Origin of the sequence: Denitratimonas organivorans (assembly GCF_037478135.1) — a bacterium.
GTDB lineage: Bacteria > Pseudomonadota > Gammaproteobacteria > Xanthomonadales > Xanthomonadaceae > Denitratimonas.
Genome location: NZ_JBBHDV010000001.1, coordinates 375083 through 389465, shown reverse-complemented (window position 1 = coordinate 389465; position 14383 = coordinate 375083). Strand labels below are relative to the sequence as shown.

The 14383-nt window shown below is 61.7% G+C and carries 13 protein-coding genes; all 13 read left to right on the top strand.

What is annotated here, in order from left to right:
• The first annotated feature begins 2 nt into the window (after nucleotides 1-2).
• On the top strand, nucleotides 3-1109 hold the full coding sequence (locus tag WDB66_RS01735) for an acyl-CoA dehydrogenase family protein (protein ID WP_339396699.1): 1107 nt from the start codon (nucleotides 3-5) through the stop codon (nucleotides 1107-1109).
• Between the two features lie 3 nt (nucleotides 1110-1112).
• Nucleotides 1113-1976, top strand: coding sequence for an ABC transporter ATP-binding protein (locus WDB66_RS01730; protein WP_339396698.1), 864 nt, complete (start codon nucleotides 1113-1115; stop codon nucleotides 1974-1976).
• On the top strand, nucleotides 1973-3199 hold the full coding sequence (locus tag WDB66_RS01725; RefSeq protein WP_339396697.1) for an ABC transporter substrate-binding protein: 1227 nt from the start codon (nucleotides 1973-1975) through the stop codon (nucleotides 3197-3199). Before WDB66_RS01730 ends, WDB66_RS01725 begins: the two co-directional genes overlap by 4 nt.
• On the top strand, nucleotides 3196-3975 hold the full coding sequence (locus tag WDB66_RS01720; RefSeq protein WP_339396696.1) for an ABC transporter permease: 780 nt from the start codon (nucleotides 3196-3198) through the stop codon (nucleotides 3973-3975). The genes WDB66_RS01725 and WDB66_RS01720 overlap by 4 nt, the downstream gene beginning before the upstream one ends.
• 95 nt (nucleotides 3976-4070) lie before the next feature.
• Nucleotides 4071-5054 (top strand): alpha/beta fold hydrolase, encoded by a 984-nt coding sequence (locus tag WDB66_RS01715; protein WP_339396806.1) that lies wholly within the window; start codon nucleotides 4071-4073, stop codon nucleotides 5052-5054.
• A gap of 234 nt (nucleotides 5055-5288) precedes the next feature.
• Complete coding sequence (locus WDB66_RS01710; protein ID WP_339396695.1) at nucleotides 5289-7064, top strand: class I SAM-dependent DNA methyltransferase; 1776 nt, start codon at nucleotides 5289-5291, stop codon at nucleotides 7062-7064.
• A complete protein-coding gene (locus tag WDB66_RS01705) occupies nucleotides 7054-8466 on the top strand; it encodes a restriction endonuclease subunit S (protein ID WP_339396694.1) in 1413 nt (470 codons plus the stop codon). The genes WDB66_RS01710 and WDB66_RS01705 overlap by 11 nt, the downstream gene beginning before the upstream one ends.
• Entirely contained in the window at nucleotides 8463-9164 is a 702-nt protein-coding gene (locus tag WDB66_RS01700) for a DUF3800 domain-containing protein (RefSeq protein ID WP_339396693.1), read from the top strand. The genes WDB66_RS01705 and WDB66_RS01700 overlap by 4 nt, the downstream gene beginning before the upstream one ends.
• A complete protein-coding gene (locus tag WDB66_RS01695; protein WP_339396692.1) occupies nucleotides 9161-9673 on the top strand; it encodes a hypothetical protein in 513 nt (170 codons plus the stop codon). The genes WDB66_RS01700 and WDB66_RS01695 overlap by 4 nt, the downstream gene beginning before the upstream one ends.
• 134 nt (nucleotides 9674-9807) lie before the next feature.
• Nucleotides 9808-9969 carry a hypothetical protein gene (locus WDB66_RS01690; protein WP_339396691.1) on the top strand — a complete coding sequence of 54 codons (162 nt, stop codon included), beginning with the start codon at nucleotides 9808-9810 and terminating at the stop codon, nucleotides 9967-9969.
• A complete protein-coding gene (locus tag WDB66_RS01685) occupies nucleotides 9966-10175 on the top strand; it encodes a hypothetical protein (protein ID WP_339396690.1) in 210 nt (69 codons plus the stop codon). Before WDB66_RS01690 ends, WDB66_RS01685 begins: the two co-directional genes overlap by 4 nt.
• Entirely contained in the window at nucleotides 10172-11182 is a 1011-nt protein-coding gene (locus WDB66_RS01680) for a Fic family protein (protein WP_339396689.1), read from the top strand. The genes WDB66_RS01685 and WDB66_RS01680 overlap by 4 nt, the downstream gene beginning before the upstream one ends.
• Nucleotides 11179-14340, top strand: coding sequence for a type I restriction endonuclease subunit R (locus WDB66_RS01675; RefSeq protein WP_339396688.1), 3162 nt, complete (start codon nucleotides 11179-11181; stop codon nucleotides 14338-14340). Before WDB66_RS01680 ends, WDB66_RS01675 begins: the two co-directional genes overlap by 4 nt.
• Nucleotides 14341-14383: the final 43 nt, after the last annotated feature.

The window sequence follows — 14383 nt, the reverse complement described above, 5'->3', positions numbered from 1 at the left end:
GCATGAGCATCGTCGAACATCACCCGGCGCGGCAGGCGGCATTGCAGGCGCTGATCCAGTCCGGACTGGCGCCGCTGGTGGACGCCATCGACCGTGAAGGCCATTACCCGGCCACCTTCCTGCGCCAGTTCGGCGCGCTCGGCGGTTTCGGTGCCGGCGTGTCGACTGGCGAAGGCGGTACTGGGCTGGGCCTGGCCGCGCAGATCGACCACATCGCGCAGGTCGCGCGCAGCTGCGGCGCCACCGCGTTCCTGGCCTGGTGCCAGAGCGTGTGCGCCTGGTATCTGTCGCACAGCGACAACGCGCAGGTGCGCGAGCGCTATCTGTCCAAGGTGGCGCGTGGCGAACTGCTGGCTGGCACCGGCATGTCGAACACCGTCAAGCACCTGGCCGGGATCGAACGGATCAACCTGCGCGCCCGCCGCGAAGGCACCGGCTACCGCATCAGCGGCAGCCTGCCATGGGTCTCCAATCTGGCGTCCGGCCATCTGCTGATCGCGGCCGCTGCGGTTGAGGAAGGGGGCTATCTGCTGTTCGCGGTGGCGCCCGATTCACAAGCGCTGACGCTGCGCCCCTGCCCCGCCTTCGCCGGCATGGAAGGCACCGGCACCTTCAGCGTGCGGCTGAAGGAAGCCTTCGTACCGGACGCCGACGTACTGGCCACGCCGGAGCGTTTCGAACACTTCATGCAGCGCATCAAGCCCGGCTTCCTGCTGCTGCAGATCGGCATCGGGCTGGGCATCGTGCAGGCCAGTCTGGAAACGATCAGCGACAGCAATCAGCGGCTTGCCCACGTCAACCAGTTTCTCGATGACCAGGGCAGCGCGCTGGAAACCGAATTCCTCGCCTTGCAGGCCATGACCCGCGCACTGGCTGCGCAACCGCGCCAGGCCGCGCCGGTCGACATCCTGCAAGCACGGGCGCGGACCTCGGAGCTGGCGCTGAAGGCCACCCAATCGGCCGCGCTGCATGCCGGTGCGGCCGGTTATCTGATGGCGCATCCGGCCCAGCGGCGCCTGCGCGAAGCAATGTTCGTGGCCATCGTGACCCCGGCGCTCAAGCACCTGCGCAAGGAAATCCAGCAGCTGCAACACGAACAGGCGGCCTGACACATGAACCTTGCCGCCGCCATCGAAGCCCGCCTTTCCCCTGTTCCATCGCCCCGCACGGCAGCCCATTCCGGCACCCCTGCTCGGGTGCTGGAAGCGCATGGCGTCACACTGGGTTATGCCGGCGCCGCTGCGGTGCTGGAAGACTTCTCGCTGTATCTGGCCGAAGGCGAAATCCTCGCCCTGCTCGGCCCCAGCGGGGTCGGCAAATCCTCGCTGCTGCGCGTGCTGGCCGGCCTTCAGCCGCCGCTGGCCGGACAGGTGCACATCCGCGGTCGCGAACTCGATGGACCGGACCCGCGCCTGGGTTTCGTGTTCCAGGACCCGTGCCTGCTGCCGTGGCTGGATCTGGAGGAAAACGTCGCCTTCGGCCTGGATTTCCGCCACCAGCCGCGCCTTTCCCTGGAGACCCGCCGGCAGCGCGTGCAGCAGGCCATCGACGAAGTCGGCCTGACGGCGGCGCGCCATCGTTTTCCATCCGAACTGTCCGGCGGCATGGCGCAGCGCACCGCGCTGGCACGCAGCCTGGCGCGCGCGCCGGAAATCCTGCTGCTGGACGAACCCTTCGCGGCGCTGGATGAAATCACCCGCGCGCAGATGCAGACGCTGCTGCTGGATGTCACCGCGCGCCATCGTGCCGCCGCGATCCTGGTCACGCACGACATCGACGAAGCCCTGCTGCTGGCCGACCGTATCGTGCTGGTCGGCGGCCAGCCCGGCTGCGTTGTCGGCCAGTGGCAACCGCAGCCGGCACAGCCGCGCGACATCACCGATCCGCAGCTGGCCGCACAGCGCGTGCAGATCCTGCAGGCGTTGCGCAGCGCCTTTCCGTCTTCCAGCTCCCCCGCCAAGGACCACGCCGCATGAGCCTGCCACCGATCGATCCGCACTGCGGTTGCGAGGACGGAATCCATTCCAGCCGCCGCCAGTTCCTGAAGCTCTCGCTGCTGTTCTCGGCCGCCACCGCGCTGCCGCTGCTGCAGGCCGGCCGCCAGGCCCATGCCGCCGATCCGGATGCACCGGTGCGCATCGGCTACCTGCCGATCACCGATGCCACCCCGCTGCTGGTGGCGCACCACAACGGCCTGTTCGAACAGCAGGGTCTGAAGGTGGAAAAACCGCGCCGCTTCCGCAGCTGGGCGCAGATCGTGGAAGCCTTCCTCAGCGGCCAGGTCAACGTCGTGCACCTGCTGATGCCGATGACGGTCTGGGCGCGCTACGGCAGCCAGGCGCCGATCAAGGTGGTGGCCTGGAACCACATGGAAGGCTCCGGCCTGACCGTGCGCCAGGACATCAACTCACTCGACGAACTGGGCGGCACCAGCGTCGCGATCCCGTTCTGGTATTCGGTGCACAACATCGTGCTGCAGCAGGTGCTGCGCGAGGCCGGGCTGGAGCCGGTCAGCAACGGCAACCCCGGCCCGAAGCAGGTCAAGCTGGTGGTGATGTCACCGGCCGACATGCTGCCGGCACTGGGTTCAAAGCAGATTTCCGGCTACATCGTGGCCGAGCCGTTCAACGCCATCGCCGAGGAACTGCAGGTCGGCAAGATCCAGCGCTTCACCGGCGATGTCTGGCGCAACCACGCCTGCTGCGTGGTAACCATGCACGAGCGGGATCTGGAACAGCGCCCGGAGTGGTCGCAGAAGGTGGTCAACGGCATCGTCCAGGCGCAGGACTGGATCCGCAACAACCGCGCTGCCACCGTCGACATCCTGGCGCGCGGCAACCCAGCCGACTACACCCCGCACGACAAGGCCGTGCTGGGCCGCGTGCTGCTGCCTTCGGCCGAACGCGATGCGCATTACCACGACAGCGGCGCGATCCTGCATCCGCAATGGCAACAGCAGCGCATCGACTTCCAGCCTTATCCGTACCCCAGCTACACGCAGAAGCTGGTGGAACTGCTCAAGCTCACCCATGTGGAAGGCCGCAACGACTTTCTCCAGGGGCTGGATCCGGCAAAAGTCGCCACCGATCTGGTCGATGAGCGCTATGTGCGCCACGCGGTCGAAGCCATCGGCGGCATCACCCGCTTCGGCGTGCCGGAAGGCTACAGCCGCAGCGAAACCTTCTCGGTGGGTGCGTGAACACCCGCCAGGCGCCCTTGCCCGGCGGCCGCCATCTGGTGCTGAGCCTGGGCGGCCTGCTGGCGCTGCTGCTGTTCTGGGGCATCGGCGTCTGGCTGCTGCGCGACGGAATGGGCATGGCGTCCGCGTTTTCGCCGGCCAAGGCGCTGTCCAGCCTGTGGCAGCTGCTGGCCGACAACCAGCTCACCTCGCATACGCTGGTGAGCCTGAAGCGGGTCGCGGTCGGGCTGTTTTTTGCGCTGCTGATCGGCGTGCCGCTGGGGCTGGCGATCGGCGCTTCGCGCAAATTCGAATCCACCACCAGCGGCGCCTTCCAGTTCCTGCGCATGGTGTCGCCGCTGTCGTGGATGCCGATCGCGGTGATGCTGTTCGGCATCGGTGATGCGCCGATCTATTTCCTGCTCGCCTTTGCTGCGGTCTGGCCGATCATCCTCAACACCGCCGCCGGCGTGCGCCAACTGGATCGCGGCTGGCTGCTGCTGGCCCACAGCCTGAGCGCCACGCGCTGGGAAACCCTGCGCCGCATCGTGCTGCCAGGCGCGCTGGGCCATATCCTGACCGGCCTGCGGCTGGCCATCGGCATCGTCTGGATCATCCTGGTGCCCTGCGAAATGCTCGGCGTCAGTTCCGGGCTGGGCTATTTCATCCTGGATACACGCGACCGCCTGGCCTATTCCGAACTGATGGCCGCCATCGTGCTGATCGGCGCGCTCGGTTTCGTACTCGATGCCGCCGCCCAGCACCTGCACCGCCACTGGATGCGCGGCCGGCATTGAACGTACACGTAGCCCGGACATCCCGGAAGAAGGAAGCAGCCGGCACTGCTAATCTGGCCGCCTGTCACCCTCCCGGAGTCGCCATGCGCCGCCTGATCCGCCACCTCAGCCTCGGCCTGGGTTTCTGCCTCGCACTGTCCGCCGCCGCCAGCGAATACGGCGGCCGTCTGGAAGGCTTCGACTATCCGCACCCGGTCAGCATCTTCACACTGGAAAGCCAGGGCCAGACGCTGGAAATGGCCTATATGGACGTAACGCCGAAAGAGCCCAACGGCGACACCGTGGTGCTGCTGCACGGCAAGAATTTCTGCGCCGCCACCTGGGAAGCCACCATCGACGCACTGGGCGAAGCCGGTTACCGCGTCGTGGCGGTGGACCAGATCGGTTTCTGCAAATCCAGCAAACCCGAGCACTACCAGTTCAGCCTGCACCAGCTGGCCGCCAACACCCGCGCCCTGCTCGCGCATCTGGATATCCAACGCAGCCACGTGCTCGGCCATTCGATGGGCGGCATGCTCGCCGCGCGCTACGCGCTGATGTACCCGCAAGCCACCAACGGCCTGCTGATGGTGAACCCGATCGGGCTGGAAGACTGGCAGGCCATGGGCGTGCCCTGGCGCAGCATCGACGACTGGTTCGCACGCGAAAAGCAGACCAGCGCCGACAGCATCCGCAGCTACCAGCGCGACATCTATTTCAACGGCGAATGGAAACCCGAATATGATCGTTGGGTGGACATGCTGGCCGGCATGTACGCCGGCCCCGACGGCGAGCGCGTGGCGTGGAACCAGGCCCTGACCTCGGACATGGTGTTCACCCAGCCGGTGGTGCATGAATTTCCCAACATCCGCGTTTCCACCACGCTGTTCATCGGCCAGCGCGACCGCACCGCCATCGGCCGCGACCTCACCCCGGAACCACTCAAGTCCCGCCTCGGCAACTACCCAGAACTTGGCCAGCGCGCGGTGCGCAGCATCCCGTTCTCGACCCTGGTTTCATTCGACGAACTCGGCCACTCGCCGCAGGTGGAAGCCCCGGAACGCTTCCACAACGCGCTGCTGGCGATATTGCGGCGCTGAGCCAGCTATGACTGCGGCTGCAACGTCCAGCCGCAGTAGCCACCCAACGCCTCAATCTGGCCCTTACCGATGATATCGGGGAGTATGGGGCGGTACGGGCGGGCGTGGACGCGACAGCTCAGTGTCACTCGCGGATGACGAATCTGCCGCCACGATATCCAAGTCATGTCCTGCACCGCTCCTTCCAGGAGCATTTGGAATCAAACCCGCCATCACATCGCAATGGATAACGAGATGAGTTCCATCGAATACCAATTCTTCACCGACCTGGAAAAAAAACTCTGGACCGCCGCCGACAAACTTCGCTCCAACCTCGATGCCGCCGTGTACAAGCACGTCGTGCTCGGGCTGATCTTCCTCAAATACGTCTCCGACGCTTTTGAGGAACGCCAGCACGAACTGCGCGAACAGTTCACCGATCCAGACCATGACTACTACATGGACCCGGACGAGTACGGCGGCCTGCTGGACTCTGGTGAAGCCACGCAGGAGTATGAAGAAAACATCGCCGCCGAGCTGGAAGTACGCGACTACTACACCGAGAAGAACGTGTTCTGGGTGCCGGTAGAAGCCCGTTGGCAGACCCTGCGCGACTGCGCGCAACTGCCACCGAAGGCGGCGTTGCCGTGGAACAAGCCCGGCAAGGACGAGCCGGAAGAAATGCGCTCGGTCGGCTGGCTGATCGACAACGCCATGGAAGCTGTCGAGCGTGAGAACGCCCGTCTGAAGAACGTGCTCAACAAAGACTTCGCCCGCGTGCAGCTCGACTCCAGCAAGTTGGCCGGGCTGATCAGTCACTTCTCGGATACCGACTTCGCTGCCCGCGAATACAAGGGCCAGCCGCTGGACCTGAAATCCAAGGACATCCTCGGCCACGTCTACGAATACTTCCTCGGCCAGTTCGCCCTGGCCGAAGGCAAGAAGGGCGGCCAGTACTACACGCCCAAGAGCATCGTTACCCTGATCGTGGAAATGCTTCAGCCGTTCAAGGGCCGCGTCTATGACCCGGCCATGGGCTCCGGTGGCTTCTTCGTGCAAAGCGAAGAGTTCATCGAGCAGCACAGTGGCAAACCGGCCAACGGCCAGGGCAAAAAAGCAGCCGGGCAGATCAGCGTTTACGGGCAGGAAAGCAACCCCACCACCTGGCGGCTGGCCGCGATGAACATGGCCATTCGCGGTATCGACTTCAACTTCGGCAGCGGCCCGGCCGACACCTTGTTGAACGACCTGCACCCGGACCTGCGCGCCGACTTCGTCATGGCCAACCCACCCTTCAACATGAAGGAGTGGTGGAACGAAAAGCTGGCCGCTGACCCGCGCTGGATCGCCGGCACGCCACCGCAGGGCAACGCCAACTTCGCCTGGTTGCAGCACATGCTCTGGCACCTCGCGCCTACCGGCAGCATGGCGCTGCTGTTGGCTAACGGTTCGATGAGTTCCAACACCAACAACGAAGGCGAAATCCGCAAGCGGCTGGTCGAGGACGACTACGTCGAGTGCATGGTCGCGCTGCCCGGCCAATTGTTCACCAATACCCAGATTCCGGCCTGCATCTGGTTTCTGACCCGCGACAAGCAGAACGGATTTGCGCTGGACAAGAAGAAGCGCGACCGGCGCGGCGAATTCCTGTTCATCGACGCCCGACAGCTGGGCTACATGAAAGACCGCGTGCTGCGCGACTTCACCCCAGACGACATCCAGAAAATTGCTGACACCTTCCATGCCTGGCAGATGCCCCCCTCTCCCCTCGTGGGAGAGGGCCGGGGAGAGGGGGCCTACCAGGACATCCCCGGCTTCTGCTACTCCGCCACACTGGAAGACATACGTAAGCATGAGCATGTGCTCACGCCGGGGCGCTATGTGGGTGCAGCAAAGCAGGAAGAAGACGGCGAGCCCTTTGCCGAGAAGATGCAGCGGCTGACAACGCAACTAGCGGAGCAGTTTGCGGAGAGTGCGAAGCTGGAAGCGGAGATCAAGAAGAATTTGGCAGGGTTGGGTTATGCAATCTAAGCCCTTCAAAGATCTGTTTGCTATTCCGCTCCGTAATGGATTGACGAAGCCCAAAGCAGTACGAGGTGCAGGGACAAAGATGGTCAATATGGGGGAGCTTTTTGCTAACCCACGGATGACAAATGTCACAATGGATCGTGTCCCGCTAAATCAGGCTGAACGAAATTCCTCGCTTCTCGCAGCTGGCGACCTATTATTTGCGCGACAGTCTTTAGTATTTGCAGGTGCTGGAAAATGCTCGATCTTCGTGAATGACGACGAGGAGGTTTGCTTCGAGTCCCACGTGATTCGGTGTCGCCTTAATCGCAACTTGGCTGACCCGGACTTCTACTTCTATCTTTTTAGTAGCTTCACTGGGCGGAAATTGATCGAATCAATCGTCGAGCAAGGTGCGGGAGCATCGGGTATTAGAGGGTCAGACTTGGCTGAGCTTCAAGTCCCGTGGGTCGACTTGGCAATACAAATTCGAGTCGCTGCTGTACTTAGACATCTCGACGACAAGATCGACCTCAACCGCCGCATCAACCAAACCCTCGAAGCCATAGCGCAATCCATCTTCAAATCATGGTTTGTCGATTTCGACCCAGTCAAGGCCAAGATCACCGCCATCGAACAAGGCCAGGACCCGCTGCGCGCCGCCATGCGCGTCATCAGCGGCAAGACCGACGCCGAACTCGACCAGATGCCCCGCGAGCACCACGACCAACTCGCCGCCACCGCTGCGTTGTTTCCCGATGCAATGGAGGACTCGGTGTTAGGCGAGATTCCGAAGGGGTGGACGCCTACGCCGATCCGTGACGTTGCTGAAGTGGTAAAGGGGAAATCATATTCAAGCAAGGATTTGGTTGATAACGATCAAGCTGCGCTCGTAACCCTAAAGTCGTTCGAGCGGGGCGGCGGTTTTCGAATGGATGGTTTTAAGCCATACGTTGGCCCTTATAAGCCCGAACAGGTGGTTCTGGCTGGCGATCTCATCGTTGCCTATACCGACGTAACGCAGGCTGCCGAATTAATTGGAAAGCCTGCTGTTGTTGTTGGCGTTGACCATTTTAAGACCTTGGTTGCTTCCCTCGACGTCGGCATCATTCGCCCATTGAATAAACGAGTCAGCCGACAGTTTCTCTATGGCCTGTTTATGACTGATGCTTTTCAATCTCACACCTTCGCGCACACCTCTGGTACAACGGTTTTGCACTTGTCCAAGGAAGGTGTTCCTTCATACTCTTTTGCTTGTCCAGACGAGCGGCTGGTCAGCTTTTTTTCGGAAACGGCAGAAGCTATGGCAATGGAAAAGCAAAGGCTAATCGATCAGAATCGATCGCTTGCAACTCTTCGCGATGCCCTCCTGCCCAAACTACTCTCCGGCGAGTTGTCGGTGGCCGATGTGGAGATTCCTGCATGACAGGCACCGTGCATATCTACTGCGACGAATCCTGCCATCTGGAAAACGACGGCATGAAGGCGATGGTGCTGGGGGCATTGTGGTGCCCGGCAGACCAACGCAAGCTGTTGTCGCGCAAGATCAAGGCATTGAAAGCCGAACATGGCTTGCCAGCCAGCTTTGAAATCAAATGGGTGAAGGTGTCACCGGGCAAGTTGCCGTTCTATCAGGCGCTGCTGGACTTGTTTTTCGATGAAGCCATGCTGCATTTCCGTGGGTTGGTGGTGCCGGACAAGCAGTTGCTGGATCATGGACGTTTTACGCAAAACCATGACGCGTTTTATTACAAGCAGTGGTACACGCTGCTCAATCGGCTGATCGACCCGGAAAAGCATTACCGCATCTTTCTCGACATCAAGGACACGCAAGGCCGCCGCAAAGTGGCAAAGCTGCACGAGGTGCTGTGCAACGCGAACTACGACTTCGACCGCAGCATCATCGAATCCATCGAGCAGGTGCAGTCGCATGATGTGCCCTTGCTGCAACTGGCGGACTTGCTGATTGGCGCGCTTTCCTATGTGCATCGTGGGTTGCATGGCAGCCCGGCCAAGCAGGCGCTGGTGGCGCATATTCGGCATCGTTCAGGTTTGACGCTGGAGCAAAGCTCTTTGTGGCGAGCCGAGAAGTTCAATCTGCTGGTCTGGAGAGCGCAGTCTTGACGCAACCGCCCGACCTCATTTCCATGAGCGCTTTTCCGGGGTGGGAAGCGTATGAGGACGCGATCTACGCAATCTATTTGGAAACCGTGGCACATGCACGGCTGACGTTTTGCGGTAGCCCGCTCAAAGTGCAATTCAGACCTGAAACCAAGTGCAAAGGCTACGGGTTCTGGCACCTGATTTCTGAAGCGCCCGATCAGCGCAACCGCAACGAGGAAGAGCGCATCCCGGATCTACGGCGTTGTGAGCGGGTACGTTGGGTGGCTTGGTGCATCCAACATGCGGATGCTGGTTCGCCTGGGTTTTCGTGGTGGGAGAACGAGCGTCGGGGGCAAACCCACGTAGTGCTTTGGGCAGAGCAGCATGACTTTGCTGTGGTGCTGGCCAAGCGGCAGACCCGGCAAGGGCCAAAGTTCTATCTGTTGAAGACGGCGTACTGCCTGCGAGGACACACTATCGGCAAGTTCACGAAGGAGCGGAACGCATGGCGGGCAGCCCAGAAAGACTGAAGCCCCGGCACATTGCTGTGCAAGGGCTTCGGATACTCCTTCTACGCGTGGTAGATGAGCTGCGCGAAATTATAACGGCCGCGCTTAGCATAAGTCAAGACAGTGAGCAAGATGTGTTGTTGTGGCGCAGGCAGATGACCAACCAGTCGCTGCGTGAGCGCTTCGGCCTGTCCGAAGGCAGCAGCAACACGGTGTCGCAGATCATCACTGCCACCATCGAGCAGGGCTTGGTCAAGAACGACCCCAACGCGCCGGGCTCGCGGCGCTATGCCAGATACATCCCGGCATGGGCGTGAGTCATTTCATCGCAAACCGGGCAGGGTTGCCCGTATTGATACAAGTTGATGATTTACATGATTTTCTTGTTTCATCGCAAACCGAAGATGGCGCTGCGGCAGCCCACTTCAAGAGACAAGAGCCTCGGCACATGGCAGATGAGGTAGCAATGGTTATGGGCAATCATCGGCCGATAGCGACATCGGAAATGGCGGGTTGGGCATGACCTACCAGCCCCCCTACACCCTCACCAGCGATATCGTCTCGCTGGTCGCTGCCATCGCGGAACAGGTGGGGCGGCTGAGTCTCTTGCCGGAGCAGGGGCTGGATTTGCGCCTGCGTCGTATCAACCGCATCCGCACGGTGACAGGCTCGCTGGCCATCGAGGGCAATACGCTATCGGAAGAGCAGATCACGGCGTTGCTGGAGGGCAAGACCGTGCTGGCGCCGCCGCGTGAGTTGCAGGAGGCACGCAATGCGCTGTTGGTGTACGAGCACTTGTCGAGTTGGGGCGGTTCAAATGAAACAGATTTGTTGGCCGCGCATCGGCTGCTGATGACGGGGTTGCTCGATCATCCCGGGCAGTACCGGGCGAGCGGTGTGGGCGTGATGGCGGGCGACAAGGTGCTGCACATGGCACCGCCTGCCAACCGTGTTCCGGTATTGATGCGGCAGTTGTTCGGCTGGCTGGGAAGCACCCGGGAGCATCCGCTGATCGCCAGCTCGGTCTTTCACTATGAGTTCGAGTTCATCCATCCCTTTGCCGATGGCAACGGGCGCATGGGTCGGCTCTGGCAAACCTTGCTGCTGTCCCGCTGGCAGCCGGCGCTGGCGTGGTTGCCGGTGGAAAGCCTGATTCATCAGCGGCAGGCGGCCTACTATCAGGCGCTTAACGACAGCACCGCTGCCACAGACTGCGCGCCCTTCATCCAGTTCATGTTGACCTGTATCCGGCAGGCGCTGGATGGCCTGACCCCGCAAGATACCCGTCAAGTCACCCCGCAAGTTGAAGCCGTGCTTGCCGTAATGCGGGGAGAAATGACGCGGCATGAAATTCAAATCGCCTTGGGGCTGGCCGATAGAGAAAATTTCCGCAAGGTTTATCTGCTGCCTGCGTTGGCAACTGGCCTGGTGGAGATGACCTTGCCAGACAAGCCGAACAGCCGAAACCAGCGTTATCGCCTGACGGTGTTGGGCCATCAACGGCAAAAAATGGAACCGCGCACCCCATGATTACCGAACAACAACTCGAAGAAGCCGCCATCGGCTGGTTTGGTGAATTGGGCTGGAGCTATGCCAACGGCCCAGAGATTGCGCCTGATGGCGACAACCCTGCGCGCACCGACTACCGCCAAGTGGTGCTGCGCGAACGCCTGTTGGCCGCGCTCACCCGCATCAACCCGCACATCCCCGCTACGGCGCTGGAGCAGGCGGCACATGAGCTGCTGACGGTCAGCGAGCCACTGTTGATCGCTCGCAACCGTCGCGTGCATCGGCTGCTGCTGGCCGGCATCCCCGTCGAATTTTCCGTGAGCGACGAGAAGCGCACCGATCTGGCGCAGTTCATCGACTTCGCCAACCCACGCAACAACGATTTCCTGCTGGTCAGCCAATTCACCGTGACTGGCACCAAGCAGCCGCGCCGTCCCGATTTGGTGGCCTTCGTCAACGGCCTGCCGCTGGCGGTGATCGAGCTGAAGAACCCGGCCAACGAGCAGACCGACATCTGGGATGCCTTCAACCAGATCCAGACCTACAAGGACGAGATCGGCGACCTGTTCAACACCAACGTGGCGGTGGTGGTCAGCGATGGCTTCACGGCGCGGCTGGGTTCTCTGACGGCCAATCAGGAGCGCATGCAACCCTGGCGGGCGATTGCCGACGAGGACGACCGGCCGCAGCTTCAGTTCGAGCTGGAAACGCTGGTGCGTGGATTCTTCGAGCCGGCGCTGTTTCTCGACTATGTGCGCCACTTCGTGCTGTTCGAGCAGGATGCCGATCAGATCATCAAGAAGATTGCGGGCTACCACCAGTTCCATGCCGTGCGCGAGGCAGTGAAAGCCACGGTGATCGCCGCCAGCAGCCCGAACAAGGGTCTTCTGGAAGTGCAGGAGCCGCGTGCCACCTACGGCAAGGAAGTCCAGCCCGGCAGCCGCAAGGCCGGAGTGGTGTGGCATACGCAAGGCTCGGGCAAAAGCATCACCATGGCCTGCTACGCGGGCAAGCTGTTGCAGCAGCCGGAGATGAAGAACCCCACGCTGGTGGTAGTGACCGACCGCAACGATCTGGACGGACAGCTTTTCGGTACTTTCTGCGCCGCCGAAGACCTTCTCAGACAGACGCCGGTGCAGGCCGGCAGCCGCGAGGACCTGCGCGAGATGCTAGCCTCGCGTGAGGCGGGCGGCATCATCTTCACCACGGTACAGAAGTTTGCCTTGCTCGACGACGAGCAAAAGCACCCGCTGCTGTCGGGCCGCAGCAATATCGTGGTGATTTCCGACGAGGCGCACCGCAGCCAGTACGGCATGAAGGGGCGGCTGGATACCAAGACTGGCAAGTACGTATTTGGCTACGCCAAGCACATGCGCGACGCGTTGGCCAACGCCACCTTCATCGGCTTCACCGGCACACCTATCGCGCTGGAGGACAAGGATACGCGGGCGGTGTTTGGCGATTACGTCAGCATCTACGACATCCAGGATGCGGTGGACGATGGCGCCACGGTGCCGATCTTCTATGAAAGCCGCCTGGCCAAGCTGGACGTGAACCAGGCCGAGATCGACACGCTCAATGCCCAGGTGGATGAAGTCATCGAGGACGAAGAGGACATCACCGCCCGCGAGAAAACCAAGAGCGACTGGGCTGCGCTGACCAAGCTGGTGGGCGCACAACCGCGTCTGGAACAGGTGGCGGCCGATCTGGTGCAGCACTTCGAGACACGCACCGCCACGCTGGAAGGCAAGGCGATGATCGTGTGCATGAGCCGTGATATCTGCGCTGAGCTGTATAGCGCCATCGTTGCCTTGCGTCCGGACTGGCACGATGCCGACCCGGAAAAGGGCGCGATCAAGGTGGTGATGACCGGCTCGGCAGCGGACAAGCCCTTGCTGCAGCCGCACCTGTACAGCCAGCAGGTGAAGAAACGCCTGGAAAAGCGCTTCAAGGACCCGGCGGACCCGTTGAAGCTGGTGATCGTGCGCGACATGTGGCTGACCGGCTTCGACGCGCCCTGCTGCCACACCATGTACGTGGATAAGCCCATGAAGGGCCACAACCTGATGCAGGCCATCGCCCGCGTCAACCGGGTGTTCCGCAACAAGCCCGGCGGCTTGGTGGTGGACTACATCGGCATCGCCAACGAGCTGAAAGCGGCGCTCAAGACCTACACCGAGTCCAAGGGCAAGGGCGACCCGACGCACAATGCGGCCGAGGCGCTGGCCGTGCTGCTGGAAAAACTCGACATCGTGCGCGGGCTGATGCATGGCTTTGACTATCAACGCTTCGAGACCGACGCGATGAAGCTGCTGGTGCCCGTGGCCAACCACCTTTTGGGGCTGAAGGACGGCAAGCAGCGCTTTCTGGATGCCATGCTGGCCGTGAGCAAGGCGTTTTCCCTGTGCAGCACGCTGGATGAAGCCGCCGCCCTGCGCACCGAGATTGCCTTCTTCGCCGCCGTCAAAGCCGCCATCGTCAAGTTCACCACGGTGGACCGCAAGCGCTCCGACGCGGACAAGAACAGCGCGCTCAAGCAGATCCTGGACAATGCCATCGTCGCAGACGGGGTGGCGGATATCTTCGCTCTGGCGGGCCTGAATAAGCCCAACATCGGCTTGCTGTCGGAAGAGTTCCTGGAAGACGTGCGGCAGATGAAGAGCCGCAACCTGGCGGTGGAACTGCTGGAAAAGCTGCTGCGCGACGAGATCAAGGCGCGGGCGCGCAACAACGTGGTGCAGGAGAAGAAGTACGGCGACCGCCTGCTGGAAACCTTGCGCAAGTACCACAACCGGGCCATTGAGACGGCACAGGTCATCGAGGAATTGATCCAGATGGCCAAGGACTTTCAGGCAGCGTTGGCGCGTGAAGCCGCACTGGGGCTAAATCCCCACGAGATCGCTTTCTACGATGCTCTGGCTAATAACGAAAGCGCCGTGCGTGACCTCGGCGACGAGATTCTCAAGAAGATCGCCGTCGAAATTACCGAAAAACTGCGCAACAGCACCACAGTGGATTGGCCGGTACGCGAAAGCGTGCGTGCCAGGCTGCGGATTCTGGTGCGGCGTACCCTACAGAAATGGAAGTACCCACCTGACAAGCAGCCTGAAGCTGTGGAATTGGTGTTGAAACAGGCCGAATCCCTATCAAACCACTGGTCCAGTCGAGATGCCCACTGAATTCGGACCACCGGTGCGTTGAAGTCAAACTCGCTGCAACCGA

What these genes read in the sequence shown, in the direction of transcription:
- WDB66_RS01735 (WP_339396699.1), top strand. Translation starts at nt 3, where the DNA reads ATGAGCATCGTCGAACATCACCCGGCGCGGCAGGCGGCATTGCAGGCG.
- WDB66_RS01730 (WP_339396698.1), top strand. Translation starts at nt 1,113, where the DNA reads ATGAACCTTGCCGCCGCCATCGAAGCCCGCCTTTCCCCTGTTCCATCG.
- WDB66_RS01725 (WP_339396697.1), top strand. Translation starts at nt 1,973, where the DNA reads ATGAGCCTGCCACCGATCGATCCGCACTGCGGTTGCGAGGACGGAATC.
- WDB66_RS01710 (WP_339396695.1), top strand. Translation starts at nt 5,289, where the DNA reads ATGAGTTCCATCGAATACCAATTCTTCACCGACCTGGAAAAAAAACTC.
- WDB66_RS01705 (WP_339396694.1), top strand. Translation starts at nt 7,054, where the DNA reads ATGCAATCTAAGCCCTTCAAAGATCTGTTTGCTATTCCGCTCCGTAAT.
- WDB66_RS01700 (WP_339396693.1), top strand. Translation starts at nt 8,463, where the DNA reads ATGACAGGCACCGTGCATATCTACTGCGACGAATCCTGCCATCTGGAA.
- WDB66_RS01690 (WP_339396691.1), top strand. Translation starts at nt 9,808, where the DNA reads ATGACCAACCAGTCGCTGCGTGAGCGCTTCGGCCTGTCCGAAGGCAGC.
- WDB66_RS01680 (WP_339396689.1), top strand. Translation starts at nt 10,172, where the DNA reads ATGACCTACCAGCCCCCCTACACCCTCACCAGCGATATCGTCTCGCTG.
- WDB66_RS01675 (WP_339396688.1), top strand. Translation starts at nt 11,179, where the DNA reads ATGATTACCGAACAACAACTCGAAGAAGCCGCCATCGGCTGGTTTGGT.